The following is a 23,877-nucleotide window of genomic DNA, read 5'->3' as shown; positions in this document are numbered from 1 at the left end:
AGGTCAGGTTCCCGGCAGGCGACGACGGGCTGCCATCTTGGCATTGCGACCGGCCATCGCAGCGCCCCCCGCAGCACCCCGCGTGGATGCGACGGCAATGCCCTCGGCAACCCAGCCCCGCACCGTCTCCGCAAGCACGGAGTCCTGCGCGTTGACGGTGACGCTGATGCCACCAAACCCGGCATTGTCGTTCCCTGCCAGCATCCGGCGCGTCTCGGCCGCTGGATAAATCCGGGTGCCATCAGGCAGGTCGGCGATCTCGCCACCGTTCTCGTTGACCCAGGTCAGGCCACCCGACCAGCGAGCGGTACCGGAGGCGTTGCGACCGATTTTCGTGATGTCGATCTCACTCCAGGCGCCCAGGTCGACACCCGACTGGATCGCCGACGCGCCCCCGAACAGCTTGCCGATGTTGCCAAACACCGAGCCTAAGGTCGGCAAATCCTTGTTGCCGTTGATCAGGTTCTTGATGGGGTTGAGCAGCGCCAGCTTGATAAACTCGTTGCGGATGCTGCCCGTCGCCGCCTTGCCCAAGGTCTCCCAATCCGACCAAGCCTGCGGCGACAGGACGCTGTCGACGAACTCGGCGCCGTAACCGCGCAGCTCGTTCATCGCCGCCGCCGTCACCTTCAACTTGGTATTGATGGCGTCCTGCACATCGATACCGCGCATCCGCGCATCGATGTCCGCCTGTTCCATGTCCGGGAACTGACGACGAATTTCCTGCTGGATGCGCAGCTTGTCCAACTCGCGCGTGCGGACCTGATCACTGACGCCGGCCAATTCCAGTTCGCGCTGCGAGAGTTCCAGCTGATCAGCCTGGGCCCGACTGGCGTCGAGGATATAGCGCGCCATCGCCTGCGCGTTGGTGGCGCGGGCCTCGTCAACACGGGCACTGACCAATGCAGCACGGTCGGCATCGGTATATTTCTTGTCGTCGGCCTCCTTGTTCGCAGCGCGCCGAGCCGCTGCCATGGCCAGCTGGAGCGGCGACTTGCTCATGTCGAGGATCGAGGCGACCGTCTCGGCGGTGCGCTGCTTGGTCGCCTCGATCGCTGCCGCGCCCGCGCTGCGCGCCTCCTCGGCATGGGCATCGGCGAGCGCCTGGCGATAGGCGGCTATTGCGCGCGTGATCTGCTCATAGGCCTTGGTCTGGCCCTGCGCCTGGGCGATCACCTGCATGGCGATCAGCGGGCGAAGCGCCGCTTCGTCGGACAGCGTCTGGTTCAGCTGCGCAGCGGTGATCTTTCCCGCCGCGACATTGTCGTTCGCCGCGCGCCGGGCCGCCGTCTCATCGCGAAGCCCGGCAATTGCCTTGGCGCTGGTGGCGACGCCCTCCGACACCTGCAGGTTCAGCTGGCGGCGGACCTGTTCGTCGACCGAAATCCCCTTGCGGGTCGCGTCGGTGGAAGCCTTGCGCCGCGCCTCCGCCTCAACACCGGCCGCGCTGCTCTTGAGATAGGCATCGGCGACATCAAGCGCGGCGCGCGCGCTGACCTCCATCGACTCGGCTTCACGGGCGAGCGTCGCCGCATGGCTCGCACCGCTGTTCGCCGCTTGGGTGCGCGCGCGGTTGCCCTGCGCGAGCGCCTGCGCTTCGACCTGGGCACGGGTGACGACCTCGCCCGACATTTCGACCCGCGCCCGCTCGGACGCCAGCGCAGCCTTCGCGGCGGGCGACTTGGCGGCGGCGATCTTCGCGTCGATCGCCGCCAGCTGGTTCGCCTTATCCTGCTTGGGGATGAAGGTGTCGATCGCATGATTGTAGGCGTCCAGCGTCGTGGTCAATTGCTGACGCTGCTCACCTGACACGCCGGTATTGAGCGCGGCTCTCAGACGGCCGGCATTCGCACGATATCCGCCCAACTGGTCGGCGCCGGTGAACTGGTCGACCAGCTGTTGGCCGCGAGCCTGCGCGGCATTGGCGCGCGCCTGCTCCCCACGCCGCGCCTCGGCCGTCAGCTGCGTGCGCAGGCCTGCAATCTGCCGGTCGATATCGGCCTGATAGGATGCGGTGGTCGTGCCGAGCAGCATCTGGCCGACAGAGGGGCCCAGCGCTCGCTGCTGTTGCAGACTGGCGATGCGATCCTGCACCGATCCGCCGGTGACAGCGCGGTCGATGGCCTTGCCCATCCAGGTCCAGGCATTGGAGGCGGCATCACTGATGCCATCCCATGCGCGTGCCAAGAAGTTGGCGTTGTCGGCCGCGCCCTTGAACGCGGGGCCGAGCGCGTCGAGCAGCGCACGCTGCGCGCCGGTCATGTCGTTCTGCTCGACAAGCTTCTGAATATAGTCGGCCGTCGACTGGTTGATGACGCCATACCGCTCGGCCAGGTCCTCGGCCCCCTTGATCGGGTCAGCAAAGGCGGCAGCAAGCTGCGACGCGGCGCCCTTCGCATCCTGGCCGGTCGCTGCCGCGAAATCCTTGGTCAGCGCGGTCAGCCCGATCAGCACGCCGCCCGTGATCTTGCCGGTTTCGACGAACGACAGTTCGATCTCACGCGCTGCGGCCACCGACATATCGCCGGCCTTGGCTGCGGCTTCGGCGTTCGCCTCCAGCGCCGCGCCGGAAAGGCCGAGCATCCGGCCCGACCCCATCGACACGGCGTTCATTTTGTCGACGGCCGACGAATAGTCGTACCAAGCACTGGCCCCGAGCGCGGCAGCGGCGGTGGTCGCGCCGAGCGCCAGGCGCGTCGGGGTGAGAAGGTTGCGCACCTTGGTCAGCGCGCCCGCGACGCCACCATCGTCGGACTGCATGACGGTGACGACGTCGCCCGCCTGCTGCATGAATGCCCGCATGGGGCTGGCCCCGGCCAGCACCGAATCCATAAAGTTCCGAGCGGCGGCGGCGCCGACGATGAACTGCATCCGGTTCAGCCCGAGCGAATTGCTATGCGCGTCGAGTGACTTGGCCGCGGCATTCAGGCGATCGCGCGATATGGCGAGAGCGGCGGCGTGCTCTTCCTCCTTCAGGTCACCTCGGGCGAGCAGGTCGTTGTAGGTTTCCAACTCGTCGTCATAACGGCGCTGTGCGACGGCGAGCGGATCGAGCAGCGCGCGAATTTTCTGCAGGGCGGCGGCGCGCTCATCCTGCAACTTCAATTCGCGCTCGAAAACCGCCGCCGATTCCCGCGCTGCACCGGTCGACCGGTCGAGATTGACGGTGGCGAACTGCGAGCCGTTGCCCCGCTGCGCATTGGCGGCGTCGATTGCCGAGCGGCTGTCGGCACCCGCCGCCGCGAGCTTCGCCGCATTGGCCTGCTTGCGGTAACTGGCGATCTGCCGCTCGGTGAGAGCGTCAGCCGCCTTGGCAGCGCGGTCCGCTGCCTGTTCGGCTGCCTCGGCGACGCCAGACATGGCGTCCTGGCCTGCCTTGCGGACTTCCGCGAAGTCATTTTTGACCTCCGCTTTACCATCCGTCCGAAGCTGGAAACCAACGCTACGCATCGCCATCGTCGGTCTCCTCTTCATAGGCATCGGGGTCAGGCGGATTGAGCACGGCCCCCTCGATCCTGGGCAGGATCTCAGCCAGCATGGCGGTATCGACGCCGCGCGCCGCGCCCATCATCATGATCGCGCCAAAATCCAGCCCGAGCGGGCGGGTGGTGAAGCCCTCAGACGTCGGGATGACAGCGGGCCTGATCTGCGACCCGCTGCCCGCAATCACTTGCCAGACGGCTTCGCCCGCTTCCGTCTGGGCTTCGTGCTCTCGGTAGGGGCACTCGTCACATCGCCCGAGCTTTCCGGCGTCGCAGGAGAGGTGACAGTATCGGCTTCCGGCATCGCCCCCTCCGAAGTGCCATTCGGCGAGGGCGCAAAGCCGTTTTTTTCCGCGTCCAGCTGCGTCCAGGGCAGGACATATTCGCGGTCCGCCGCCTCGAAAAGGCGCGGCTCGGCGATGAAGGCCGAGATGGTGCCCGGCTGGACGATGCCGATCTCGTCATTCTCGTCGCTTGGCACCACGACGTCATGCGTGGGCTCGATCACCTCGCCCTGCTGGCCGACGATACCGGTCCAACTGAGCAGGTTGTAGCGGATGATCGCCCCGGTGAAAGCGTCGCCTGCCCGCTCGATCGCGGTCGGATCAGCGCGCAGCACCTCGGCGACGGCACGGCGCGCGGCGCGCAGCGACAGGGCCGACGGCTGGGGGTTGAATGTGGCGGTGACCGCCGGATGATCCCCGCGCGCGGCGATCAGTTCCTTGGTCACCGGCTCGGGCTTGGCGAGCGCCCACATCAGGCGTGATCCTCGCCCTGGGCGGCCGGATCGCTGGCGACCGGCGGCTCGGCCTCAACGGAGGCCTCGGGGGGCACGATCCACTCGATACGGATAGCCCGCTCCTCCGTCACGGTGGCGAACGCATTGCCTTCGCGCACGAGGTTGCCATCCTCGACGACGAAGCGCGTCACGGTGCCCGCCACGGCGTCAGCACTGATGACGCGGATGATCTCCTCGCCGGTCGCAGCGTCGACCACGCGGATATTGCGCAGGACCTCGTCGGACGTTTCACCCGCCGCGATCGCGGTGACAGCGGCGACCAACGCCGTGGGGAATTGCTTTGCCATGCTCTGTCTCCTCAGGCGTAGGACGCGACGTCGTTGACGAGCGTCGTGGTCAGCTGGGCGCCGTTGGCACCCGAGGCCTGATAGTTGAAGGTCGCCTGGATGCCCTTCGGACCGGTCACCTGCCGCTTGGGCTTCGGCAGGAAGACGCGGGGCAGCGAAAAGACGAGGCTGCCGCCGTCCTGGGTCCATCCGAAGCTGACACCGGCGGGCACCTTGGTGCGCGCCTTGGTGAACAGGATGCCGCGCGGCCCGCGCCCCGTGAGCGACCCGCTGGTCATCGCCTTGCCCGGGTCGACGCCGGCGATCCGGCCATCGGATCGGATCACCTCGACCTTGTCCAAGTTGTTGCTGAACGACAGGTCGGCCGACACGATATCTGCGGCGACGACACCCTCAACCGTAATGTTGCCGACCGCCTGGGCGAAGCGCGGACCGCGCAGCAGCGTCGCGACGCCGGCGATCGACACGGTGACCGGGTCCGTTTCGCCCTGCGCAATGAGCGAGATCGTGGCATTCAACATACCCGATCGGGACAGCGAGATTTTCAGCGTGTTGACGACCGCGCCATAGTTCGTCGACCAGGCCGGTTCATCCGGATTGCCCATCTCGATCGACGTCGACGGCAGCGACGACGCGCCCGAGTTGAAAACATGGGTGTACTTGCCGTTGACCGGACCCGTGGTTGTCGGGGGGCCGAAGGTCTGGCGAAGCCAGAAGCCGAACGCGCGCAGGTCGACCGGCACGACGATATCGCCATCGTTGGTGACGACGTCATAGACCGGGTCGAGACCTTCGCGGCCGGTCCCGAGCTGATCGTCTTCGATCAGCGCCTGTTCCTCGCCCATCGAATGACTGACGAGCGGCAGCTTGAAAAAGTTGGTGGCGGGGGTCTGGCCATACGACGTCTCGGCGACGGCGTTCATGACCATGTTGATGCCGAGCGGACGGCCCATGGGCTTTCTCCAGGTGGTGGCGGTGGTGGGAAGGTTCAGCCCAGCGGGCTGTCGGTCGAATAGGAAACGATGATCGCGAAATCGGCCCAGCCGATGGATTCAGCGCCGGTCTTCCCGATCTCGCCATCGGCAGGAGGTTCGGCGTCGAGATAGATGGCGAGACCGCCGAGCGTGCGATCAACCCTCATCACGGCGTCGATCGCGCCGATCATGGTGTCGAGCGCGATCTGCGCTGTGACATTGGGCGTCTCATAGGCCGCCATCTCGATCGGGATGCGGTGCTCCCACCAATAGGTCGGCGGGGACAGGTCAACCTCGGGCGTGCCGGGGTCACCGGATCGCACGATAACCATGCCGGTCGGCGACACGCGGCTTGGCCGCGCTTCCTCTACCGACATGCCCCGCACATCGGCACCGGGCAGCGCCTGGGCGATCATGGCCTTGACGGCGGCCAGCACCGCGACGCGCTTACGCATGGCTATCTCCAGCGAGCGTTGAGGTTCGCGTCGAAGCGCTGTTCGGCCAGCGCGGCGGGAGCGGACATGTCGACCGACTTCGGTTTCCTCACCGATCGGACGAGGCTGAACATGATGACCGCCTGCACCGGTCGGGGATTGCGCGTCCGCCCCTCCCGCTCGCGCTCCGAGGCGTTGCGCCAGGTGCCCGAAGCCTTGCGGATGACGAGCCCCTTCAGGACCAGATACCCTATCGCTTTGTGGCGAACCGACGGCGTCTTGAAGCCCTTGTCGTTGGGGCTGATGAATTGCAGCCTGCGACCGAACTTCGCCTCGACCTCCTCTGGCGTCAGCGCATTGCCGCTGCGCTTTCGGGGGCAGTCATCGGTCGGCACCGCGAGAAACTTGCGACCGTTGCGCGCGACGATCATCCGGCCATTGGCATAGCTGTCGATGATCGCGGCGGCGCCGCGCCCGTCCTTCGATGGCTGGGCGTAGACCCATCCCGTCGGATCAAGGCTGACCCGGCCGGACCGGTTCGGATAGGTGACGCCGCGAACGGCATTGGCCAGCCGGTCACCGAGACCGGCTGCGCGCACCTGATCGCGAAACGCATTCTTCACCTCGTCGGCGGTGTCGCGCATCGCCTCGGTGATGAACCCGGCGACTTCCTCCTCCAGGCCGCTGAAATCGCGCTCGACATCGGCGCGCTTAAGGGAGGGCCGAAGCATCGCTTGGTTCCGCACCGATCGTCCAGCTGAGCCGCTCGACATCGATCATCGGCTCGCCGGTCAGTTCGTAGACATCGCCACCGACGACTTCCCCGTCGACGATCACGCCGCCGAGGACAGCGAAGGCACCCTGTTCGGGCTCGGGGACCTGGGTTCGGAGCAACTGGATGACCGTCACCCTGACGATGATTACTCCAGCACCAAGCGGTTGCTCTTCATCTTTGCCACCGAGGATGGCCCGGACGGCATAGGGTGCGCCAGACGCCGGAACATAGACCGCCGCCGCAGAGCCGGGTGCGTGGAATTGCGCATCCAGCGCTGCGACGAACGGGTCCATGTTACGGAGCGATCTGGCCGGTGAGCAGCGCGCGGCCGACCGTGTCGGCCGATGCCTGCGCCTGCACCGCCGCGCCGACCAGAACGTTATTGGTCGCGGTGGTGGTGAGGTTGAACGCCGTATTATCCCAATACAGCTTCTGACCGGGCGTCCAGGCGCCGGTCGCCTTCGGGCCGTCGAACACACCGACACGGCGCCCCTCGACGGGTGCACCGGCCGCTGCGGCCGTCAGGGCGATGGCGAAAATGCCACCGACCAGGAAGCCGTCACCGCTGGCGAGGGCTCGGGGGGCGATCAGCGGCAGCGTCTCGCCGGGCTGCACATAGTTGCGTGCCATGATCAGTTACTCCTTGTCCGCCGAAGCCTTGCTGGCTTTCGGCTTCGTGTCGGTCGTGGCCTGAGGCTCGACGTCGGACTGGCTGGGGGCGGGCTCGACGTCAGGGGCGCCGGGGTCGGCGTAGGAAACCGGCTCGGGGACGATGCCGGTCGTATCCGCATCGGCAAAATCTGCCGTCACGTCTTCTGCCAGCTTTTCCTCATCCACGAGGCGGCCGGCGTCTTCATCGCTGACAGGCAGGACGCCCTCATGCGGGTGGCGCAAACGACCGGCGACATGCGCCGACGAGAGCAGTTTCACGAATTTCATGGGGGTTCTCCCAAACAGGAGGGACGGCAAGCCGCCCGCTCCCTCAGGTTCGGATCGGCGTTACGCGCCGGGCTGCTTGTAGGCCGAGCGGAAGTTGACCGCGCCAACGCCATAGTCGTGACGGACCTTCCATTCGACACCATCCACGCGCCAGCCGTCCTGGCTGTCGGTGAACGGCTCGGTGACGCCGTTGAGGAACACCACCTCGATCGCGGGCGCGACATTGGGATCGGCGAACATGTAATAGGCCGAGCCGGTCAGGCGGGGCGTGTCGACGATGTCCTCGAGCATCCCGTTGACGACGTTCGGACGCTGCAGCTTGTTGACCGAGTCGGGATCATACTGGCTGCCGTTGACGATGCGCGCGGCGCCGCCCAGACCGATCGGGAACAGACCGATCGACGGGCGGATGTCGAGGAACTCGACATTGCTGATGTCCTTCTGCGACGCCATGGCGACGCGGATGGCGTCGAAGGCGGCGACCGTCGGTGCGGCGCCCGAGCCCGCGAGGTTGCCGTGAGCGACGTCGAACAACGGCTTGCCGTCGTTCATCACCGGGTTGCTGTTCAGCAGGGCATAGACGTCGATCTCGATCGTCAGCTTGGCGGCGCGGCCGAGGTCGACGGCGAGGCCGGAGAAGACCTCCATGTCGTCGTTGACGATGGCTTGGCGCGACAGGTTGATGATGTTGCCCTTGGTCGTGGCGCGGATCTTCTCCTTCGCCAGATCGGGAATGGGCTTGTTCTTGAACTCGCCCGCCTCGCCCACATTGTCGAGGGCGCCGAACGAGCCGCGCAGATACCGGCTGTGATCGCGGAAATCGACGACGGTGCCGGTGCCGCAGAACCGGGTCCAGGTGTCCGGCGTGGTGGCATAGGCCGCCTGCAACACCCGGTGGATGGCGTTTTCGAACAGGACCGGGAAATCGCTGGTGGTCTGGGTGATCACCGCGCCCTGCGACGTCATCGCCTGGCGGACGATCAGGTCGGGGTCGCGGGTGGTGACGTTCACGCCGAGATTGGCGAGCGACTCGCGCGCCAGGTCGACGTTACGGACGCCGCGGAATTCGCCCGGATCGATCTTGACCGTTTCGCCCTTCAGCGCCGCTGCCTTTTCGACAAGGTGCGCAACGCCCGACTTGACGAGCAGCCAGTTGGTCGCGCCTTCGCGAAACTTGTCGCGCTGGTCGAGCGTCACGCGGGCCGGGCTGTTGTGGCCGATATTAGCGGCGTCGCCCTGCTCGGCGAGCTTGTCGAGGATCTTCTCACGCGCGCTCGCCAGCGGCGTCCCATCGGTGATGAGGCCATCGACGAAATCGGCCGCCATATTATGCTTGGCACCGAGCGCGCGGATGGTGCCGACGCGGCTGCGCTCTGCTGCAACGGCATTGGTGACATCGGCGGAGGTGAGGGCCGCCGGGCCATTCTCGACGTTCGGCTGGTTGCCCGAGAGCGCCAGCGGGCCGGTGCCGGGCAGGGCATCCTTGGCATCGAGGGCGATTGCCGAGGCCGTGATCTTCTTGATCTCGTCCTGGCCGCCGCCATCCTGCTGGAACTTGGCGATCGCGGCTACCAGCGCCGCGCGGGTCTTGTAGAGGTCCATCGAATTCTCCTGTGGACGTTTGGGATCGGCGGCTGCCGTCCGCGGGGCGCGCGCCATCGCCATTGCAGTGATGAGCGGGCTGTCGGGTGCGTGCTTGAACCCGAATGGTTGCACGTTGCTCGCCGAGGCGGTGGACGCCCCGACGATCTCGGTGATGAACTTTTGCTCCAGGGCCTGAGCGGCGGTGAACCAGGTCTCTTCGTCGAGCATGGGAATGAGATCGTCGGCGGAGAGGCCGGTCTGACCCGAGTAGATGCCAACGATCTGATCGCGGAGCCGGTCGAGCTTGTCAGCTGCGCGACGAAGCTCGTTCGCGTCACCGCATGCGCAATCCCAGGGATTGTGGATCATGACGAGGGCGTTGTCGGCCATCATGATCGACTCGCCCGCCATCGCCAGAACGGAGCCCATGGAGGCGGCCAGACCATCGATATGGGTGGTGACCTTGCGGCCCTTTTTCTTCTCGCGGATGATCGCGTTGAAGATGGCCAGCCCCTCCATGACGTATCCGCCAGGGCTATTGATGCGGACATCGAGGTCGTCGTCGCCGTCGCTGATCAGCGGGACGAGCGTGTTGGCATCGAGACCGTCCCAGCTGTCGCCGACGATCCCATAAATGAGGATTTCAGTCATTCAGGGTTGCTCCCGCGCTGTCCGCGCCTTGACGGCGTCAGCGAGATTGGCGGCATTGCCGACAGAGGTGACGTGGCGCGGATCGCTGTCGAAGATGAGGCCGAGCGCATCGAGCTTTTCAGCGTCCGCCTTCCACTCGGCCAAGAATTTGTCCGGATCCTCGCCGCGCTCGCGCGCCAGCGACGATATGGTCGCCTGGCCGGACCGGACCGCTTCCTTATTGGCCGCGATCTCGGTGGCCGGGTCAAGCATCTTGGTCGGCGGGGGTGTCCAGCGCAGTTCCACGCCGGTCGTGTCCTCGCCGATCATATCGAGGGCCTCGATCACCCAGCGCTCGACCGAGCCGCAGAACTGGGGAATGAACATCAGCCACTGCCAGGCAGAAACGGTATCCCGGTACTCCAAGCGCCCGAGGCGACCGGAAATGAAGCTGACCTCGGACAGGTCGCCGGTCAGGACCTCATAGGGAACGCCGAGACCGGCCGCGATCGCGCGCAGCGAGACCTTCGTATATTCCCCGTACCCTTCCACTGAAGGCGGGCTGGAGAACGTGACTTCCTCGCCGCTGCGCAAATACTGGAAGGTGCCGGGCTCGACATAATCGAGCGGCTCGCGATCCTCGCCGATGCCGTCACCGACGATATCGCCGCCGTCTTCCCCTTCACTGACGATACCGGGCACCGTGCCGCCATCATCATCACCACGGACCACGCCGACGAACGCCGAGGCGATCTTCTGGCGGGTCAGCTGGCCATCCTCATAATCCGCGAAATCGCGCATCCGCAGGATGATCGGTGCAAACCAGGTCGCGCCATGCTCCTGCTCGGGACGATCGGCGCGGAAAATATGGGCGACGTCGCTGGCCTGCACATAGGCCGAGCCGAGCCGGTCGACCCGGTTGCCGCCAGGGTGCCCGTTGTAGAGCCAGTATCCCTCACGCCGCCCGATTGGGTCGAACTGGACGCCATAGACACAGAACCCGCCCGGCTTGCCGGGATCGCTCGACAGCGGCCCGTTGTGCGACGGATCAATATAGTCGGGCTCGAGCACCTGAAGCTGGAACGGCAGTGGCAGCCGGTCCGACGCCCGGCGCCAGCGCCGCCGCACGACCGCGCCGCCGCGCTCGACGATCGTCCGCGCGGCCTGCAACTGTAGACCGTACAGGTCGTGCCGCCCGCCCGCGTCGCAGGTCGCCTTGTCGAGGTGACGGCGCGCGATATCGTTCAGTCGATCATCGACCTTGCCGTTCCGGTAGACTTGGAACGTGATACCGGTGCCGACGATCGCCTCGGCGATCTTCGCCGATCCACGCGCGGCGAACGGATTGTTGCGGACGAGGTCGGCCGCGATGCCGCGCAGCAGCGCCTGCACGGCGGGCGTCAGTTCGCTGTTCGCATCCAGCCGATTGCGCCGCCAGCCCGCCGCCCGCTTGCCCTGGGTGGCGCCATCATACGCGGCGCGGGCGCCCCGGCCCATTCGAATGCGCTGGTTTGTCGACGGCGACGCCGATGCGGCGGGCGCCGGGCGACGCAGCAGCCGGTCAAGGAAAGAGCGGCCCGCCAAGGTCAGAGGCCGCTTCGATAATAGGGCGTGCGGCGACGCGAGATGCCGCCTTGCGCATACCGCTGCATCTTCAACTGCGCATCGACGACTTTGATCGCGGCCGTGACGGCGTCGACCGTCTGAAACGTCGTCTCGCGACCATCGGCGAATCTGACCTTCTGCGCGCCGGTGGCGACGGTCAGCAACGTCTGGTGCAGCTGGTCGAGATCGGATTGCTGGTATGCCATCTCTATCTCCCTCGACTGGTGAATGGGTTGGACCGGCGGGCCGGAGCGTGGCGTTTCGCGCGGGGCGGCGCTGTTGGCGTAGATGCTTGGTCGGTGACCGTTTCGGATGCCTGAGCCGAAGCGGCGGTCTTTGGCTGCGCCTTAATGGCGCCCATCAGCTTGCCCCACTGGCGCGGCCCCCAGCGATCAACGCCGAGGCTTACCGCGACCGCACGCGCATAGACGGCGTTGTCGAGTGCTTCGTTACGATCTCGAACCTTGTGCCATTCCCGCCGGAAACCGCCGTTGCGCAGGCGGATGATGCGCAATTCCTCGGCGACCAGCTGCTTGATCCACTCATCCGGCGTGCCATCGGGCAGGAAGACGTACCCCTTCGGATAGTCTTCACCGTCGACCGGCTTTTCCAGCGCCAGCTGGCCGTAAAGCTCCATCTTGAGCATTGATGTGCCGATGTTCCAGAGCCGGACGCCCTTCTTGATCTTGCGACCGTTGACCGTGACGTCCTGCCACGTCGGCGAACCGATGGCCTGTTGCGCGGCGATGCTCTCGCGCCCCTTCACCGCCATGGCGAAGCCAGGATGGCGGCGCGCCCAGCGATAGACCTCCATGGTATTCTCGCCATCGCCGGAGTCGATCGCGACCCGGGCGAGCCGAAGCCGACGACCGTCGGCTGTCACCCACGTCCTCGCTACCGCCTCGTCCAGCCCGGCCCAGGTCTTGGGGTCGGCGATCGGGCCAAACACTTCGATGCGCTCGACAAACTCGCGCCCCCCATCCGGGCGGAAGGCCCAGATATCGAGATCGATACGTCCACCGCCGCCGCGCTGGACGTCGGCCGCGCCGATCAGCAGAGCGGCTTTGGCAGAAGGCGTTCCGACCATCATCGCCTTCTCCCGGCGATCGTAAAGGCGCTGCCACTCCGGGGCCTCGCCCTTTTCGGCCCATGCCTCGCCGAGCACCTGATTGACGAAAGTCCGCAGGAGGTTCGGATCGTGCCGGACCTCGAGAAACTCGCGGGCGATCTCCAGCCAGGCGGCGCCGGGATGCTGACTATAAGCGGCCCAGATATGAAAGGATCGGTGCCGGGGGAAGGCGGCAGAATTGTCGGCCCGCCATTCGCCCTGCTCGTCCATCCACGGCTTGTGCTCTTCGTCAATCTCGCAGCCGTTTTCGCACTGGTACCAGGCGCGGGTCGGTGCGTGACGCGGCTCCCACCGGATGCCAGCGCCGGTACCGTCGCCGAACACCAGCTTCTGCATGTGCCCGCACTCGGGGCAGGGAACGTACCGATATTCCTGACTGCCCTGTTCGAACAGCCCATCGATCCGGCTGAAGCCTTTGACCTTAGGGGTTGAACCGGCAGCGCGGAAACGGCGCGGCGAGGTGAGGTTGCGCTTGAACGCCAGTCGGGCCGGGTCGCCTTCCTCCTTGGCGGCCCACGGGTACCCGTCGCATTCCTCCAGAAACACGTCATCGGCGGTGACACGCCGGAATTCCTTGGGGCTGTTGGCCCCTTTGATCTGGACCCAGCCGCCTTTGTAGCGCTTGGCCCGGATCTGGTTATCGGCGTGCCGTGGTTTGAACGTCGCGACCTCGCGGACGATCTTCCATTGCAGGACCGGGTCGAGGTCGTCGCGGCTGAACTTCTCGGCGTCGTCGATGGTCGGCTGGTAGATCAGCGAGCGCGCCGGGTCGTACCGGATGCGGTATGCGACGAAGCATTGCAGAATGGTCGAATAGCCGATGCGGCTGCTCTTCCGAACCGATACCTGTTCCGTCTCCGGGTCGGTGAAGGCATCCGCCATATCCGACTGGAACGGGAACGGGCGAATCCGACGCCCATCGTCCGTCCGGCCATGATCGCGCATGAATTCGGACAGCTTGGGCTTGATCCGAGGCTTGAAGATGCTGAGCCATTCGCGGGCCGCCGCCGCGATCTCCGCGCCGACAACCTGAATGGCCGAGGGTTCAGCCCTCTTCTTCGTCCGAGGGCTCTTCCTCATTCAGGCCCCCGCCTCTTGCCTCCTCGACGCGCGCCACGGTCAATTCTTCCAGGGCATCGTTGATGGCGGTGTCGATCTTGGCGCGCAGCTTGTGGTCGCCGTTCGCCACCTCCAGCCCGACCTGCTGCAATCGGGTGACGGCCAGCGCGATGACCGAGACGACGGCGCCGGACATGTCGGGCAGCGAGGCCAGTTCCCGGCGACGCTCCGCATTATCCATGGCCTTGCTGTCGGCCTGTTCCTTGGCCAGGCGCGCCCGCTCGGTTTCGAGGTCGAGGTCGCCTTGCGCCCCTTCAATCCCGTATTTGTTGGCCGCCCAGGCCTCAACGTTTTCCAACAGCGTCGCGCCGTCGGCGGGCATGTCACCCTTCGACCGCAACTCGCCGATCCACCGGCTCGAAACGCCAAGGACGGCGCCGATCATGGCGCGGGTGGGCTCTTCGAGGTCGATTTCCACGACTTCCCTCCCCAAGGGGTCCTACTTCCCTGCCAAAATGCGAAGAAATGGCGGTTTCCTGCGGGTTTCAGCGCCAACAGGGAGGAAGAACTATGCAAATTTTTCGTGGCTAGACGGAAGTTGCGCCTTTGCCCCCCGTATCGCTGGTGGCCCAGGAAGAACCTAAGGGTGGGGCCAATTGCCGCGCCTCGTGTCAAAGGATTGCCAGGCTTCCAGTGGCTTGCGGGTACTCGACAGCCTGTCACACTCGGCGCGCTGGCATCCCCAGCGAATCGGGAGAGTACAATGGCTATCAATAAGCGTGTCGTTCTCGCAGCCCTCACCGGCGCCGTCCTGCTTGGCGCGACCACTGCCCCAGTCTCCGCGCAGCGCTACTGCCAGCGTGAGCTCGAAGACGGCACCGAGCCGGATCAGGGCTGCACAGCACCGGTAGGCGGTCCGATTGGCAAGACCGACCCATCGCGTTCACGTACCGCCAGCACGACGACCGAGGACAAGAGCGCAGAACAAAAGCTCGCGGAACTGCTGGGGGAAACCCCGGAGTCCTGAGCCGACTGAGTGGCTGGGCAATGCGCCTGCTCAGCCACATACAGCAAGAGCCGCTAACCCTCTCGGGCGCGGCTCTAACATCTATGGATTGGTATGGACGAAACGGGCTGTGTCGTCAAGCGCCTGGCGCGTTGATGGCGGTGGCTAGTTTCTGGGCAGCGGCTGCGATGTGCTCGGCGAACCGCGCACGCTGCCTGCCGTTGGTGAACGATGGCATGGCGTCCTCAATCACGACCCGGTCGAACAGCGCGAGCATGTTGGTCGGAATCGCGGCGCGGGCATCGCGCAGGCGGCGGCGTGCATCCCATTGCCGGGCCGAAAGCGGCTGGCCATAGTTCTCCCGGCCAGCCCCGCCGCACCCCTCGCCATAGTCAGCGACCACTCGCGCCGCGTTGTGGGCGGCGGCGTGCAGGGTCGCATACCAGTCGCACGCGAACCATTGCGGATAGGTCAGCTGCTTGCGCACAAGCATGCGGTCGATCCAGCTGTCGGCGAACTGGCGCGTCAGCTTGGCCCGCTCACCCGCCTTGTCGATCATCGCATCAACGACGCGGTCATGCCGAACGCCATCGCCATCGCTGGCCCGTGCGATCCGTTCCGGCGTGGCGTCGACATGCTCCTGCACCGGCTGTCGCGCGGGTTTGCTCACCGGCTTCGGCAGCTTCCGCACCGGCACGGGCTTGCCCGTCAGCACAGCCGCCGCCACCGATGCCCGAAACGCCGCGCTATTCATCTGCCGCCCCATAAAATCCGCCCTGCCAATCTGTTGAGAACATACCATAAACACCGTGGATCGCTCACCCCTTTGCGGTCAGCTGCCAGTCGATGATGTCGAAGTCGTAATTCGTTGGGTACGCGGGGTCGTTGACCGACCACCGCCACCGCTTGGGGCTGATCCCCCGCACGACGACCTTGTTACGGAAGCATATGTCGACCGTTTCAAACGGTGGCGGGGTGCCGCTGTTCTTGGGCACCTCACGCCGCCGCCCCGTCGAACATATCGTATTGCGGCGCGACCGCCTGGGCCTGCTCAGCCCGCGCCACCGCAGCGGCGATGCGCGCATTGGCAATCGGCAGATATTCGGGCGTCAGCTCGCACCCGACAAAATCGAATCCCTCCAGCACCGCCGCCTTGCCGGTCGATCCGCTGCCGGTGAACGGGTCGAGCACGAGGCCGCCAGGCGGGGTGATCAGCCGCACCAGCCAACGCATCAGCGCCTCGGGCTTCACCGTAGGATGGGTGTTGCGATACTGCGTGTCGCGGCCTGCGCTCAGGCTGCTGGCATTGCCGCTCTCGCCGTTCCCGGTCTGAAACTGGACGAAAGCCTGAGGCGCGAATGCACCGAGTCCCTCGTCGCGATCTGCCTTGCTGGCCTTGGCGCAATAGAAGAAGCGTGCGGCTGAACCACCCGCATCTCGCGGCTCATAGATCGGGCCTGCATTGAGCATGCGGCCATAGACCTTGTTGCCGTGAGGCGACCCATCCGACAACGAGCGAGCCTGTTGCCCTGGTGCCTCCGGGAATGCCTCGAGCACTTCGCCTGAACCATCGTGCATCACGTTGGCGGGCCACCGGCCGGGCTTCATTTCGCCATGGTATAGAACGCCGCCCTCTTCGGGGCGCCAATTACCGCCGGTTTTCTCCAGGGTGGCGCCGGGCTTGAGCCGCTTGACGGTGTAACTCCCGCCCTTTGCATCCTCTCCGTGGACACGACAGGCATCGATATTCAGCGCGCCAGTGCCGAACGCGGCCTCATTCGCCGCCACGCTGCCGATCAGCGGCTTGCGGGCGAGGACGATCGGCTCGTGCGCCGGTTTCAGGCACGTTCCTTTGCCGCCGCGATTGCCGCCCTTCGGAAAGCCCGAACCGTAAATCCACATGATCTGGTCGCGGATCTCGAAACCGGCGTCCTCAATCGCGCAGGCCATGCGGTGATAGGTGCGCGCTCCGCTGAACGCGACCAGCCAGCCGCCGGGCTTGAGGACGCGCAATGCCGCCGTCCAGGTCTCGGGATCGAACGCGACGCCGCTGCCGTCCCACTCCATTCCCATGAAGCCCTTCATCACCTTGCCCTGCGTGGCGGGCGAGCGACCGCCTGGGCGGGAAGAGGTCAACTCATAGGGCGGGTCGGTCACGATGGAGTCGACCGAGCAGCCTTCCATGTCGGCCATCAACGCGCGGCAGTCGCCGTGAAGCACCTCATAGGTCATGCTGCCTTGGCCTCCGCCGCCTGGTAGATCTTGAACGGTCCATGGTACCGCGCGCGGATCACGATGGGGCCTCCGGGCAGCCGCCGCAGGACGCCGCGCTCGATCGCGATCCGCTGCCACTGCTCGGGCACGTCGCCGATTGGCTGGCCTGCGCTGACGTTGGCGAACCAGCGGTCGAACTGCTCGGTCTGGTAATCCTGGCAGAGGCGCAGGGCAGTTTCCTGGTCCGACACCGGTGGGCGGTATGCCGAGATCAGGTCGAGGCACTGGCGGGGCGTCGGGAACCAGTCGAGCGTGGCGCAGGCCGTGCGGGCCATAAACGCCAGCGCATCGTTGCTGTAGCCGCCAAGCAGGCTGGCATAGACCGAAGCCTTCATCTTGCCATTTAGGTCGTCGACGTTCTTCGACGGCAGCGCGGCGGCGAGGAACTGTAGGTGCTTCGTCAGCTGGTCAATGCTGGCGGGCTGCGGCGGGACGGTCGGCGCCGCCTGGGCCCATTCCCGCAAGGCCCGGCATTCCTCGTCAGAGGTGGGCCGGGTGATCGCCGGACATCTGACGGAGGGCATTCGAGAAACCGTCGCCGGTTCGCGGAGCTGTTCGATGATCGCGCTGAACTTGTGCATCTCGGTCGTCCTTGATCGATGGGTAGATTGCGCCCCAGCCTCGGGCAGTCGCGGCTTCGAGCAGACGGCCCGGCGGCCAAGCGGCGTCGGCGATGCGAGCGATGTCGGCGAGAAGCTTCCGGTGGGCGGTGACGGTGTTCGACAGGCCCTTGCGCTTCCGGTTGGCCAGGAAATCCGACCAGACCTGCTCGTCAGCCCAATCGGGCCGGGGGAATGCGCTGGCGCGCCGCGCCGCTCTCGGAGGATGCGAAGCATCCGGAGAGAGTTCAGGGGGGTTAGAATATATATCATTGGGGGGAGCGTCACAGGTGTCACGCGGTGTCACAGTGACATCGCGTGACACTGCGGCCTTGCGGTTGGCGCGCGACCGCTGCTGGCGTTCGGCATCCTTGGCGCGACGCGTGGTCTTCGCCTGCTCAGTCTCGGCAAGCGCAGCCTTCATCGCCGCCGCCAGCTGCTCCACAGTGGCACCGGAGGCGACAAGCGCATCAATGACGGCTGCGCTGAGGTTCACTGCGCAGCCGCCTGATCGGCGAGCGAGCGCCGAAGTTCTTCGACCTTGGGACGCGCCAGTGCGAACCGACGCGTCTCCAAGCGGGGGGAGGTGGGCCGCTGCAGCCGACGTTCCGTAAGCGCTGCGTCGAGGTCGGCGCGCAGCGGGGCGAGGCGGTCAACGGCAGCGGGGCGGAAGATGGAGAGCAGCGACCCGAGCATCAGATCATGCCCAGCGCTTGCATGTAGGTCTCGAGGATCGCTTCCTCTTCCTGGTATTCCTCCCGCTTCTTTTTGCGGATGGCCATGATCTTCTTAATGGCCTTGGGGTCGTACCCGCGCGCCTTCGCTTCGGAGAACACATCGACGATGTCCTCGCTGATGCCCTTCTTCTCTTCCTCCAGGCGCTCGGCACGCTCGATCAGAAGGCGCAGCTCGTCGGCGGTGACGTTGCCGGTGGTCTCATCGTGATCTGCCATGGTCGTTCTCCTGTCAGAGGCTGGCGCTGGCGACGCCGCCCAGGGTGAAATCAGGTGCGGGCTTGCGCAGCGGGCGCACGGTGATGAGGGCGGCCCCTGCGGCCACCCGGGCCAGCTTTTCCTCGAAGGACAGAGGCGGGCGCGGTGGCTTGCGCACGGGCACCGGCATCGTGCCCTGCGGCTCACGGCGACGGACGCGTTGGGGCTGTGACTGGAGATAGTCGGTCCGCGCCTGCTTGATTGCATTGAAGCTGGGCACGTCGCCCGATACGCTCCGCTGCATCAGCGCCAGCACAGTCCCCGGCGTGTGCTCCTGCACGAGCGCCTGCATCAGCGCCCACGAGCTATCGCTGCATCCGCGTCCCATCAGCGCGGCTTCCGCCGACCGTCGCGGCAATAGCCGCAGCGCAGGCCGCCATGATCACGGACCAGCCGGTCGAAATGGTCGCCGCACTGCTCGCATTCGCCAGCAACGCCGACCGGGATCGGCTGGCGGGCAGCTGCGATGTGGCGCGCCGTCTCGGCAGCGGCGAGGTCATTCGCCATGTCGATAGGATCGGCCATTATGCGGCCACCTCGAACAGCGGGAGCACAGCCCGGCCCGGATCGCTGATCGGCAGGAAGCGATAGGTCTGCCCGCCGGAGACGATCACCGCCGCCGCAGGCTGCACCATCGCAAGACGCAATTCTTCGGTCGCGAAAGTAGCGCAAGCCGCTCCCGCGTCGTCATTGGCAATCGTCATTGTCGTCACTCCATGCCGCGCTCAGCGGCGTTCAATTCCCTGTGTCAGGCCACCTCACGGGGCCGTCGAAGATCCGAACACTTCTCGATCCAGCGTCCGGTCACAGCGTGCAATTCACGCATGATCTTCTCGCCGTTGAGATACTCCTGCGGGACGATCGTCCGGCCGCCCGGCCCCTCTGGGTGCTCGGCCTCCTGGATCATCACCAGCACGCGGGCCATCAGCAGACCCATGTCATCGACGTCGCAGGTCGCGTCCTGGTCGACGAGGCGCTTGCCGCGCGCCGCCAGCCAGTCGTCGAGCACGGTCGGCTCCGCCGCAAGCGCGCGGTCCAGCGTTTCGAGCGATGGCATCGATCCCGCCAGCTGCTTGTCCAGCGCCTGGGTGCTGCACTCGATCGCGTCGAGAAAGGCTCCCTTACCCATGCGGTCAATCGCACGAGCCCAGCCGCGCATGATCTTCGCATGCAACCGGGGTTTCGAGATCGGTTCCGCTTTCGCAACGACAGTTGGGACGGTCATCGGGCACCTCGATCGGTATGAACAGTGATTGCCTCTCCACCGCACCGCGCACCGTCCGCATCGCGATAGCTCGCGCGCTGGTCGACAATGTCACCGGCGGCGGCCGGGAGTGCGCCGCCGCCGGTGGAGGTGCTGCCGCCAGAGCATGGGAGTACAGAGGCGGCAGTCGCAGGGAGAGGATGGATACCGGCATAGACCGGATCGGAATGGGAGCAGGTTGCGGACTGGCAGGCGGCGCAGGTCATCGGCCGAGCCCTCCACCGGAGGCGGTGTACCCGCCCCCGGCTTCGGCTATCATCGGGCTACCACACACCGATGAAAGGATGAGGCCTTGGGCGATTATACCATCAACCTTGAGGAGGCTGCAGCCCGAACCGCCATTCTTGGCGTTGCTGCGCTCGCTCGCGAACTGGAGGCTGCGGGCGCCCTCGATACGGCTGCGACCAAAAGAGTGGGTCAGATCATGCTGCAATACGTCGACGTCGTTGCCCCCGCCATCCACGATGGCGAGCACCTCCGTGGGTGGGTTGCCATGCATCTTAACCAAGGGATTTAGCCCTCCGCATCTCTTCAACCTCGCGACGCATCCGCTCACCGGCTTCCCGGTTGCGCTGGCGCGTCGCCTCGTTGATGCCGTCGACGATCATCTGACGGATGCGCTCTTCCTGCGCCGCCGTGAACGGCTGTTCGGGGTGGCAGGCCATTATGCTGCTACCTTTCGTGAGGGCCGCTGACATGCGGGCGAACCCTTGGGGAGCGGGCTTGCGACCCGCCCCCGTCCGGTCCACCGTGGGACTGCAACACCACCACGGAGAAACAGAATGGACGAACAATATCGCGCTTCCATCGCGGCCGTCACGACAGGGTTTGTCAGCCTCGTCAGCGTGCTCGCCCAACGCGGCATCGTCGACAAAGGTGACGTCTCGAGAATATTCGAGCTCATGGAACATTCCCTTCGTCGGCCGGGCAATGAAGAGGCGCTTGATCAGGTGCGGACGTGGGCAGAGCGGATCGTACCGCGCGCACAGGATAGCATTCCGCTTCCGTGAGAAAGACGTCGTCGGCGGTTACCCGCTTATAGGGTCCGACCGACGTCATGCTGCCACCTTTGCGGCCGGAGAACGGCGGGGTTTACGCATCTGCTTCTCCGCCGTGCGAACGGCAGCTTCAATTTTGGACAACGACGCTAGAGTCGCGCCGATCGGATCGGGATTTTTTGCGGATTGCTTCCAGCGGCTGAATGTCGTCGGATGCACGCCAGCCCGGCGGCAGACCTCAGTCATTGGAAGGCCGAGGGCGCTCGCCCGATCCTCTATCCCGGCTATGATCTGCTGCTGGTCCATGACGGGCAGCATATTAGCATGATTGCAAACATTCAAGCGCAATCTTGCAAAGATGCAATTCTTAGCGATCCTGCTAATTCATCGCCTATGTCTGAAGCCGATAAAGATCTGATCGACGGTCTGGTTGCCCACACGGGCGAAAAGGCCACGGCCATCGCACGACGCGCTGGCCTAACGCCGTCGACCCTGACACGCCCGCAGAACAACCCTGTCAAGCATCGCCTTTCGACGCCCACGCTGGAGAAATTACAAAGCGCCGTTCCTGACTACCCTGGATGGTCTTCCTATGTGGCGGCCAAACCGCGAAGCAATGCAAAGGTCCTTGCATTTGAAGGTGATAACCTAGATCAACCGGAGGAGAACCTCCCGGTTTGGGGTTCTGGTCTAGGGGCTGAGAGGATGTTCGAGGGCGAGGCTGTCGAGCAGACTGATCTCAATACGGGGGCGCAGTTGGACTACGTAAGGCGTCCGGCAATTTTGAAGGGCAAGAAGGGGGCGTACGCATTACACGTCCAAGGGTCTTCAATGCATCCCGCTCTCCCAGAGGGCGAGCTGGTTGTGGCCTGTCGGGACATGCCCCTTTCGATGGGCGACAACGTGGTCGTCTATCTGCGAGACGGTGATCAAGATGACGGTGAGCGAGCGCGGGCCGTACTAGTCAAGGAGCTTGTTCGCCGGTCGGCTAGCTATGTCGAATTGCGGCAATACGATCCGAGGATCGACTTCCGAGTCGCCATGTCTGAGGTCCTGCGGATCGATCGGATTTTGACGAGAAGAGAAATGGTCTCGTAGGAACGTATTTAGCAATTTGCACAAATGCTAATTTTAATATTTGCATGAGTTTGCAATGATGCTAATGCTATCTCCGGCGCCGCATTCAGCGGCATGGAGATCGCTATGGCGTCCGCGCCTCTCACAGCGTCAGAGATTGAAGCAGCGGCCCGAGGGTGGGTGAGGCGCGTCCTTGGTGACGCGTGCCCGGTCGACGGAAAGACGCTGGTCCAGGTCCGCTGCCTGTTCGAACAGGACTTCGACGAGGCTCAGATGCCACGCCGGGCGCGCAGCTGGGACTGGTTGGAGAAGGTCGAGGCGACCGCGATCACGCATTTCCGGGTGGCGTTCTGATGCGCGCCCTTCGCCTGCCGCCCTCGGCGTTTCAGACCCGCAAGCCGCCCCGCGCCGGCCGCCCGGCATGGAAGTGCGCCGAGGAATATAAGCGCTGGCTGCGCAGGCTGCCGTGCGTGGCATGCCATACGCTCGGCGACCGCACCAATCCCATCGTCGCGGCCCATGTCGACCATGCGGGCGGGAAGGGCGCGGGGACGAAGGTCGCTGATCGCCACTGCATCCCGCTGTGCGACCACTGCCACCAGGAGCAGCACCGGGACGGCTGGCGGACGTTCGAGAAGAAGCTGCCGATGCAGGATGCCACGGTGGTGGCCACCGCATTCTGGCAGCAGTGGCCGGGCCGGGCGGCCTGGGAGCGCGACTTGGCGGAGCAGGCTTGCGCGATGCGGGGTGCGCTGTGAGCGGGCCCATCGTCGACCCCGATCTGGTCCGCGCGCTGGACGAGCTGCGCATGGTGGTCGAGCGCCTTCCGCAGTTCGAAGAGCAGATGATCCTTCCGACGATCCGGCAGCATTCGAAGCAATTCGAGCATGTCATGTCGGTGCGGGCCGGGCTGCTGGATGCCATCTCCGGCCGGGCGAAGCAGCTGCACATGCGCCCGGGCACGCTCCGGCTGATGGTCGAGCTGTCCAACGACTATCGCACGAAGACGCGCCGCCGAATTCCGCTCGACCATCTGCGCCGTCAGACGTCGACCGTGCTGGAGGCGATGAAGCGCCGGAGCCTTCAGGCCCAGGCCGATTTCGCCATCGCTGAGGTCGCCATGAAGGCCGCCGCCGAAGCGGTGAACGAGGCCCGCGACGGCGTCCAGTATCTCGACGCTTCGCGCGCGGAGGTGGCCCATGGCTGATCCCAATCTCCCGCCGGTCGGGCGGCAGCCGCATATTCGGGCCGTGATCGCGTCCAAGCTGGCCGATGGCTATCCTTGGTATGGCGACGTCACCGGGTACGAGATCGTCAACGGCCACCAGGTCGGGGGCGACCGCTGGACCCGCGAGCAGACCGCGACGCTGATCAAGCTGGGCATGGACCCGTTGACCTGCAAATCGATGATGGTCCGCCGCCAGTCGGTCGGCCAGGAGGTCTATATTGGCCTGGGCAATCTGCCTGCTGTCTTCGAATTTGAATGCCCTGTCATCAAGGCGATGAAGGGTGGCCGCATCAAGGTCATCGCGCCGAACGGGTGCTTCAAACTCGTCTTGCCTGATGGATGGGGCCACCGCCCGTTCCGTCGCCCCCGTGATGAGAACGAGAGCTATGTCCAAGGCCGAATTCTCGGCGTTGGCGGCTCCGCATCCCGCCCCATCTACGACACCAGCCGAGGTCCACGATGACCCTTCATGATCACATCGCCCATGGCATGGGGGTGGGCAGCATCTGCTCCATCGCCGCGATCGGCGTCTATTCCACCCGGTCGATTGGCCGTGACCTGATCGAGTCCCATGAGCGCATCGCCGAGGTGTGGTGCGCTATGGTCGAGCGGGCCGCCGACCGCTGGCACGCGATCGCCACGCTTTTCCCCGTCACCAATGCCGCTTCGGCCCATCCGGCTGGCTCTACGCTCGATACCGCCGAGGCCGGTGTCCAGCAGACCGTTGAGGCTCGATAATGGC

At 65.4% G+C, this 23,877-nt stretch carries 37 protein-coding genes; 9 read left to right on the top strand and 28 right to left on the bottom strand.

The features are described 5' to 3' along the window. Positions 1–3 precede the first annotated feature (3 nt). From ASF14_RS17160 to ASF14_RS17090, 15 genes are all read right to left on the bottom strand, one after another. Entirely contained in the window at positions 4–3,360 is a 3,357-nt protein-coding gene (locus ASF14_RS17160) for a phage tail length tape measure family protein (RefSeq protein ID WP_236697120.1), read from the bottom strand. An 82-nt stretch (positions 3,361–3,442) separates the two neighbouring features. Further along, entirely contained in the window at positions 3,443–3,670 is a 228-nt protein-coding gene (locus ASF14_RS17155; RefSeq protein WP_056437867.1) for a DUF7697 family protein, read from the bottom strand. Continuing rightward, positions 3,667–4,239 carry a hypothetical protein gene (locus tag ASF14_RS17150; RefSeq protein WP_056437864.1) on the bottom strand — a complete coding sequence of 191 codons (573 nt, stop codon included), beginning with the start codon at positions 4,237–4,239 and terminating at the stop codon, positions 3,667–3,669. The genes ASF14_RS17155 and ASF14_RS17150 overlap by 4 nt, the downstream gene beginning before the upstream one ends. Then, positions 4,239–4,568: a hypothetical protein gene (locus tag ASF14_RS17145; protein WP_156361278.1), complete on the bottom strand. Its 330-nt coding sequence runs from the start codon at positions 4,566–4,568 to the stop codon at positions 4,239–4,241. Before ASF14_RS17145 ends, ASF14_RS17150 begins: the two co-directional genes overlap by 1 nt. An 11-nt stretch (positions 4,569–4,579) precedes the next feature. Next, positions 4,580–5,521 (bottom strand): phage tail tube protein, encoded by a 942-nt coding sequence (locus tag ASF14_RS17140; RefSeq protein ID WP_056437859.1) that lies wholly within the window; start codon positions 5,519–5,521, stop codon positions 4,580–4,582. Between the two features lie 35 nt (positions 5,522–5,556). Next, positions 5,557–5,997, bottom strand: a complete 441-nt coding sequence (locus ASF14_RS17135) for a hypothetical protein (RefSeq protein ID WP_056437857.1) — start codon at positions 5,995–5,997, stop codon at positions 5,557–5,559. Between the two features lie 2 nt (positions 5,998–5,999). Then, positions 6,000–6,707 (bottom strand): DUF6441 family protein, encoded by a 708-nt coding sequence (locus ASF14_RS17130; protein ID WP_056437854.1) that lies wholly within the window; start codon positions 6,705–6,707, stop codon positions 6,000–6,002. Then, on the bottom strand, positions 6,688–7,044 hold the full coding sequence (locus tag ASF14_RS17125; RefSeq protein ID WP_056437852.1) for a head-tail joining protein: 357 nt from the start codon (positions 7,042–7,044) through the stop codon (positions 6,688–6,690). The genes ASF14_RS17130 and ASF14_RS17125 overlap by 20 nt, the downstream gene beginning before the upstream one ends. Before the next feature lies 1 nt (position 7,045). Further along, complete coding sequence (locus tag ASF14_RS17120) at positions 7,046–7,381, bottom strand: DUF2190 family protein (RefSeq protein WP_056437850.1); 336 nt, start codon at positions 7,379–7,381, stop codon at positions 7,046–7,048. 6 nt (positions 7,382–7,387) lie between these two features. Continuing rightward, entirely contained in the window at positions 7,388–7,690 is a 303-nt protein-coding gene (locus ASF14_RS17115) for a hypothetical protein (protein ID WP_056437847.1), read from the bottom strand. Positions 7,691–7,750: 60 nt separating this feature from the next. Continuing rightward, positions 7,751–9,925 carry a ClpP-like prohead protease/major capsid protein fusion protein gene (locus ASF14_RS17110; protein WP_056437844.1) on the bottom strand — a complete coding sequence of 725 codons (2,175 nt, stop codon included), beginning with the start codon at positions 9,923–9,925 and terminating at the stop codon, positions 7,751–7,753. Next, positions 9,926–11,401, bottom strand: a complete 1,476-nt coding sequence (locus ASF14_RS17105) for a phage portal protein (protein ID WP_082442310.1) — start codon at positions 11,399–11,401, stop codon at positions 9,926–9,928. An 89-nt stretch (positions 11,402–11,490) separates the two neighbouring features. Next, entirely contained in the window at positions 11,491–11,715 is a 225-nt protein-coding gene (locus tag ASF14_RS17100) for a hypothetical protein (protein WP_056437842.1), read from the bottom strand. Positions 11,716–11,717: 2 nt separating this feature from the next. Continuing rightward, positions 11,718–13,583: a phage terminase large subunit family protein gene (locus ASF14_RS17095; protein WP_236697119.1), complete on the bottom strand. Its 1,866-nt coding sequence runs from the start codon at positions 13,581–13,583 to the stop codon at positions 11,718–11,720. Positions 13,584–13,683: 100 nt separating this feature from the next. Next, on the bottom strand, positions 13,684–14,175 hold the full coding sequence (locus ASF14_RS17090) for a hypothetical protein (RefSeq protein WP_056437835.1): 492 nt from the start codon (positions 14,173–14,175) through the stop codon (positions 13,684–13,686). 285 nt (positions 14,176–14,460) lie between these two features. Here ASF14_RS17090 and ASF14_RS17085 point away from each other — a divergent pair, with 285 nt between their 5' ends. Further along, positions 14,461–14,724, top strand: a complete 264-nt coding sequence (locus ASF14_RS17085) for a hypothetical protein (RefSeq protein ID WP_056437833.1) — start codon at positions 14,461–14,463, stop codon at positions 14,722–14,724. Between the two features lie 115 nt (positions 14,725–14,839). Here the strand turns inward: ASF14_RS17085 and ASF14_RS17080 are convergent, their stop codons facing one another. The 11 genes from ASF14_RS17080 to ASF14_RS17035 form a co-directional block, all read right to left on the bottom strand. Beyond that, positions 14,840–15,457, bottom strand: coding sequence for a hypothetical protein (locus ASF14_RS17080; protein ID WP_156361277.1), 618 nt, complete (start codon positions 15,455–15,457; stop codon positions 14,840–14,842). 64 nt (positions 15,458–15,521) lie between these two features. Further along, positions 15,522–15,698: a hypothetical protein gene (locus ASF14_RS21695; RefSeq protein ID WP_156361276.1), complete on the bottom strand. Its 177-nt coding sequence runs from the start codon at positions 15,696–15,698 to the stop codon at positions 15,522–15,524. Position 15,699: 1 nt separating this feature from the next. After that, positions 15,700–16,935: a DNA-methyltransferase gene (locus tag ASF14_RS17075; protein ID WP_082442309.1), complete on the bottom strand. Its 1,236-nt coding sequence runs from the start codon at positions 16,933–16,935 to the stop codon at positions 15,700–15,702. Next, the gene (locus ASF14_RS17070) at positions 16,932–17,558 is read right to left on the bottom strand and encodes a hypothetical protein (protein WP_156361275.1); all 627 of its coding nucleotides are present in this window, start codon (positions 17,556–17,558) and stop codon (positions 16,932–16,934) included. Before ASF14_RS17070 ends, ASF14_RS17075 begins: the two co-directional genes overlap by 4 nt. Continuing rightward, entirely contained in the window at positions 17,458–18,072 is a 615-nt protein-coding gene (locus ASF14_RS17065) for a hypothetical protein (protein WP_056437824.1), read from the bottom strand. The genes ASF14_RS17070 and ASF14_RS17065 overlap by 101 nt, the downstream gene beginning before the upstream one ends. Further along, positions 18,069–18,272 carry a hypothetical protein gene (locus ASF14_RS17060; RefSeq protein WP_056437821.1) on the bottom strand — a complete coding sequence of 68 codons (204 nt, stop codon included), beginning with the start codon at positions 18,270–18,272 and terminating at the stop codon, positions 18,069–18,071. Before ASF14_RS17060 ends, ASF14_RS17065 begins: the two co-directional genes overlap by 4 nt. Continuing rightward, positions 18,272–18,529, bottom strand: coding sequence for a DUF2312 domain-containing protein (locus tag ASF14_RS17055; protein ID WP_056437818.1), 258 nt, complete (start codon positions 18,527–18,529; stop codon positions 18,272–18,274). The genes ASF14_RS17060 and ASF14_RS17055 overlap by 1 nt, the downstream gene beginning before the upstream one ends. Positions 18,530–18,542: 13 nt before the next feature. Continuing rightward, positions 18,543–18,896 (bottom strand): hypothetical protein, encoded by a 354-nt coding sequence (locus ASF14_RS17050; protein ID WP_056437815.1) that lies wholly within the window; start codon positions 18,894–18,896, stop codon positions 18,543–18,545. Then, on the bottom strand, positions 18,896–19,093 hold the full coding sequence (locus ASF14_RS17045) for a hypothetical protein (protein WP_056437812.1): 198 nt from the start codon (positions 19,091–19,093) through the stop codon (positions 18,896–18,898). The genes ASF14_RS17050 and ASF14_RS17045 overlap by 1 nt, the downstream gene beginning before the upstream one ends. Beyond that, positions 19,093–19,272, bottom strand: coding sequence for a hypothetical protein (locus ASF14_RS17040; protein WP_056437810.1), 180 nt, complete (start codon positions 19,270–19,272; stop codon positions 19,093–19,095). The genes ASF14_RS17045 and ASF14_RS17040 overlap by 1 nt, the downstream gene beginning before the upstream one ends. Before the next feature lie 44 nt (positions 19,273–19,316). Then, positions 19,317–19,793 (bottom strand): hypothetical protein, encoded by a 477-nt coding sequence (locus ASF14_RS17035; protein WP_156361274.1) that lies wholly within the window; start codon positions 19,791–19,793, stop codon positions 19,317–19,319. A gap of 331 nt (positions 19,794–20,124) precedes the next feature. Between ASF14_RS17035 and ASF14_RS21955 the strand changes: the two genes are divergently transcribed. Beyond that, on the top strand, positions 20,125–20,349 hold the full coding sequence (locus ASF14_RS21955) for a hypothetical protein (RefSeq protein WP_168371563.1): 225 nt from the start codon (positions 20,125–20,127) through the stop codon (positions 20,347–20,349). Here ASF14_RS21955 and ASF14_RS21690 read toward each other — a convergent pair. Further along, positions 20,333–20,497, bottom strand: a complete 165-nt coding sequence (locus ASF14_RS21690; RefSeq protein ID WP_156361273.1) for a hypothetical protein — start codon at positions 20,495–20,497, stop codon at positions 20,333–20,335. The genes ASF14_RS21955 and ASF14_RS21690 overlap by 17 nt on opposite strands. 117 nt (positions 20,498–20,614) lie before the next feature. Between ASF14_RS21690 and ASF14_RS21685 the strand changes: the two genes are divergently transcribed. After that, the gene (locus ASF14_RS21685) at positions 20,615–20,842 is read left to right on the top strand and encodes a hypothetical protein (protein WP_156361272.1); all 228 of its coding nucleotides are present in this window, start codon (positions 20,615–20,617) and stop codon (positions 20,840–20,842) included. 45 nt (positions 20,843–20,887) lie between these two features. Here ASF14_RS21685 and ASF14_RS22620 read toward each other — a convergent pair whose 3' ends face one another. Then, the gene (locus tag ASF14_RS22620) at positions 20,888–21,076 is read right to left on the bottom strand and encodes a transposase (RefSeq protein WP_443025822.1); all 189 of its coding nucleotides are present in this window, start codon (positions 21,074–21,076) and stop codon (positions 20,888–20,890) included. Between ASF14_RS22620 and ASF14_RS21000 the strand changes: the two genes are divergently transcribed. The 6 genes from ASF14_RS21000 (at position 21,044) to ASF14_RS16990 (ending at position 23,873) form a co-directional block, all read left to right on the top strand. Next, positions 21,044–21,928 (top strand): S24 family peptidase, encoded by an 885-nt coding sequence (locus ASF14_RS21000; protein ID WP_082442308.1) that lies wholly within the window; start codon positions 21,044–21,046, stop codon positions 21,926–21,928. The two genes, ASF14_RS22620 and ASF14_RS21000, sit on opposite strands and share 33 nt — an antisense overlap. Positions 21,929–22,087: 159 nt before the next feature. Next, entirely contained in the window at positions 22,088–22,261 is a 174-nt protein-coding gene (locus tag ASF14_RS17010) for a hypothetical protein (protein ID WP_156361271.1), read from the top strand. After that, on the top strand, positions 22,261–22,665 hold the full coding sequence (locus tag ASF14_RS17005; RefSeq protein WP_056437792.1) for a DUF968 domain-containing protein: 405 nt from the start codon (positions 22,261–22,263) through the stop codon (positions 22,663–22,665). Before ASF14_RS17010 ends, ASF14_RS17005 begins: the two co-directional genes overlap by 1 nt. Further along, entirely contained in the window at positions 22,662–23,114 is a 453-nt protein-coding gene (locus ASF14_RS17000) for a hypothetical protein (RefSeq protein WP_056437790.1), read from the top strand. The genes ASF14_RS17005 and ASF14_RS17000 overlap by 4 nt, the downstream gene beginning before the upstream one ends. Next, positions 23,107–23,598, top strand: coding sequence for a hypothetical protein (locus ASF14_RS16995; protein ID WP_056437787.1), 492 nt, complete (start codon positions 23,107–23,109; stop codon positions 23,596–23,598). The genes ASF14_RS17000 and ASF14_RS16995 overlap by 8 nt, the downstream gene beginning before the upstream one ends. Next, entirely contained in the window at positions 23,595–23,873 is a 279-nt protein-coding gene (locus ASF14_RS16990) for a hypothetical protein (RefSeq protein ID WP_056437784.1), read from the top strand. The genes ASF14_RS16995 and ASF14_RS16990 overlap by 4 nt, the downstream gene beginning before the upstream one ends. The last annotated feature ends 4 nt before the right edge of the window (positions 23,874–23,877 follow it).

This window comes from Sphingomonas sp. Leaf257 (genome assembly GCF_001422185.1).
Lineage (GTDB): Bacteria > Pseudomonadota > Alphaproteobacteria > Sphingomonadales > Sphingomonadaceae > Sphingomonas > Sphingomonas yabuuchiae.
Note: the sequence above shows the minus strand (reverse complement) of the source record. Positions and strands in the feature narration are given on the sequence as shown.

Excerpts from the sequence above, each read along its gene's own strand:
- ASF14_RS16995 (WP_056437787.1), top strand. The coding sequence starts at position 23,107 with ATGGCTGATCCCAATCTCCCGCCGGTCGGGCGGCAGCCGCATATTCGG.
- ASF14_RS16990 (WP_056437784.1), top strand. The coding sequence starts at position 23,595 with ATGACCCTTCATGATCACATCGCCCATGGCATGGGGGTGGGCAGCATC.
- ASF14_RS17070 (WP_156361275.1), bottom strand. The coding sequence starts at position 17,558 with ATGCACAAGTTCAGCGCGATCATCGAACAGCTCCGCGAACCGGCGACG.
- ASF14_RS17095 (WP_236697119.1), bottom strand. The coding sequence starts at position 13,583 with ATGCGCGATCATGGCCGGACGGACGATGGGCGTCGGATTCGCCCGTTC.
- ASF14_RS17055 (WP_056437818.1), bottom strand. The coding sequence starts at position 18,529 with ATGGCAGATCACGATGAGACCACCGGCAACGTCACCGCCGACGAGCTG.
- ASF14_RS17150 (WP_056437864.1), bottom strand. The coding sequence starts at position 4,239 with ATGTGGGCGCTCGCCAAGCCCGAGCCGGTGACCAAGGAACTGATCGCC.
- ASF14_RS17115 (WP_056437847.1), bottom strand. The coding sequence starts at position 7,690 with ATGAAATTCGTGAAACTGCTCTCGTCGGCGCATGTCGCCGGTCGTTTG.
- ASF14_RS17045 (WP_056437812.1), bottom strand. The coding sequence starts at position 19,093 with ATGGCCGATCCTATCGACATGGCGAATGACCTCGCCGCTGCCGAGACG.
- ASF14_RS17160 (WP_236697120.1), bottom strand. The coding sequence starts at position 3,360 with ATGTCTGGCGTCGCCGAGGCAGCCGAACAGGCAGCGGACCGCGCTGCC.
- ASF14_RS17120 (WP_056437850.1), bottom strand. The coding sequence starts at position 7,381 with ATGGCACGCAACTATGTGCAGCCCGGCGAGACGCTGCCGCTGATCGCC.
- ASF14_RS17040 (WP_056437810.1), bottom strand. The coding sequence starts at position 19,272 with ATGACGATTGCCAATGACGACGCGGGAGCGGCTTGCGCTACTTTCGCG.
- ASF14_RS17105 (WP_082442310.1), bottom strand. The coding sequence starts at position 11,401 with ATGGGCCGGGGCGCCCGCGCCGCGTATGATGGCGCCACCCAGGGCAAG.
- ASF14_RS17050 (WP_056437815.1), bottom strand. The coding sequence starts at position 18,896 with ATGGGACGCGGATGCAGCGATAGCTCGTGGGCGCTGATGCAGGCGCTC.
- ASF14_RS21690 (WP_156361273.1), bottom strand. The coding sequence starts at position 20,497 with ATGGCCTGCCACCCCGAACAGCCGTTCACGGCGGCGCAGGAAGAGCGC.
- ASF14_RS17060 (WP_056437821.1), bottom strand. The coding sequence starts at position 18,272 with ATGCTCGGGTCGCTGCTCTCCATCTTCCGCCCCGCTGCCGTTGACCGC.
- ASF14_RS17005 (WP_056437792.1), top strand. The coding sequence starts at position 22,261 with ATGCGCGCCCTTCGCCTGCCGCCCTCGGCGTTTCAGACCCGCAAGCCG.
- ASF14_RS17110 (WP_056437844.1), bottom strand. The coding sequence starts at position 9,925 with ATGACTGAAATCCTCATTTATGGGATCGTCGGCGACAGCTGGGACGGT.
- ASF14_RS17035 (WP_156361274.1), bottom strand. The coding sequence starts at position 19,793 with ATGACCGTCCCAACTGTCGTTGCGAAAGCGGAACCGATCTCGAAACCC.
- ASF14_RS17125 (WP_056437852.1), bottom strand. The coding sequence starts at position 7,044 with ATGGACCCGTTCGTCGCAGCGCTGGATGCGCAATTCCACGCACCCGGC.
- ASF14_RS17100 (WP_056437842.1), bottom strand. The coding sequence starts at position 11,715 with ATGGCATACCAGCAATCCGATCTCGACCAGCTGCACCAGACGTTGCTG.
- ASF14_RS17075 (WP_082442309.1), bottom strand. The coding sequence starts at position 16,935 with ATGACCTATGAGGTGCTTCACGGCGACTGCCGCGCGTTGATGGCCGAC.
- ASF14_RS17135 (WP_056437857.1), bottom strand. The coding sequence starts at position 5,997 with ATGCGTAAGCGCGTCGCGGTGCTGGCCGCCGTCAAGGCCATGATCGCC.
- ASF14_RS17140 (WP_056437859.1), bottom strand. The coding sequence starts at position 5,521 with ATGGGCCGTCCGCTCGGCATCAACATGGTCATGAACGCCGTCGCCGAG.
- ASF14_RS22620 (WP_443025822.1), bottom strand. The coding sequence starts at position 21,076 with ATGACTGAGGTCTGCCGCCGGGCTGGCGTGCATCCGACGACATTCAGC.
- ASF14_RS17085 (WP_056437833.1), top strand. The coding sequence starts at position 14,461 with ATGGCTATCAATAAGCGTGTCGTTCTCGCAGCCCTCACCGGCGCCGTC.
- ASF14_RS17130 (WP_056437854.1), bottom strand. The coding sequence starts at position 6,707 with ATGCTTCGGCCCTCCCTTAAGCGCGCCGATGTCGAGCGCGATTTCAGC.
- ASF14_RS21685 (WP_156361272.1), top strand. The coding sequence starts at position 20,615 with ATGGACGAACAATATCGCGCTTCCATCGCGGCCGTCACGACAGGGTTT.
- ASF14_RS17145 (WP_156361278.1), bottom strand. The coding sequence starts at position 4,568 with ATGGCAAAGCAATTCCCCACGGCGTTGGTCGCCGCTGTCACCGCGATC.
- ASF14_RS21000 (WP_082442308.1), top strand. The coding sequence starts at position 21,044 with ATGCACGCCAGCCCGGCGGCAGACCTCAGTCATTGGAAGGCCGAGGGC.
- ASF14_RS17080 (WP_156361277.1), bottom strand. The coding sequence starts at position 15,457 with ATGAATAGCGCGGCGTTTCGGGCATCGGTGGCGGCGGCTGTGCTGACG.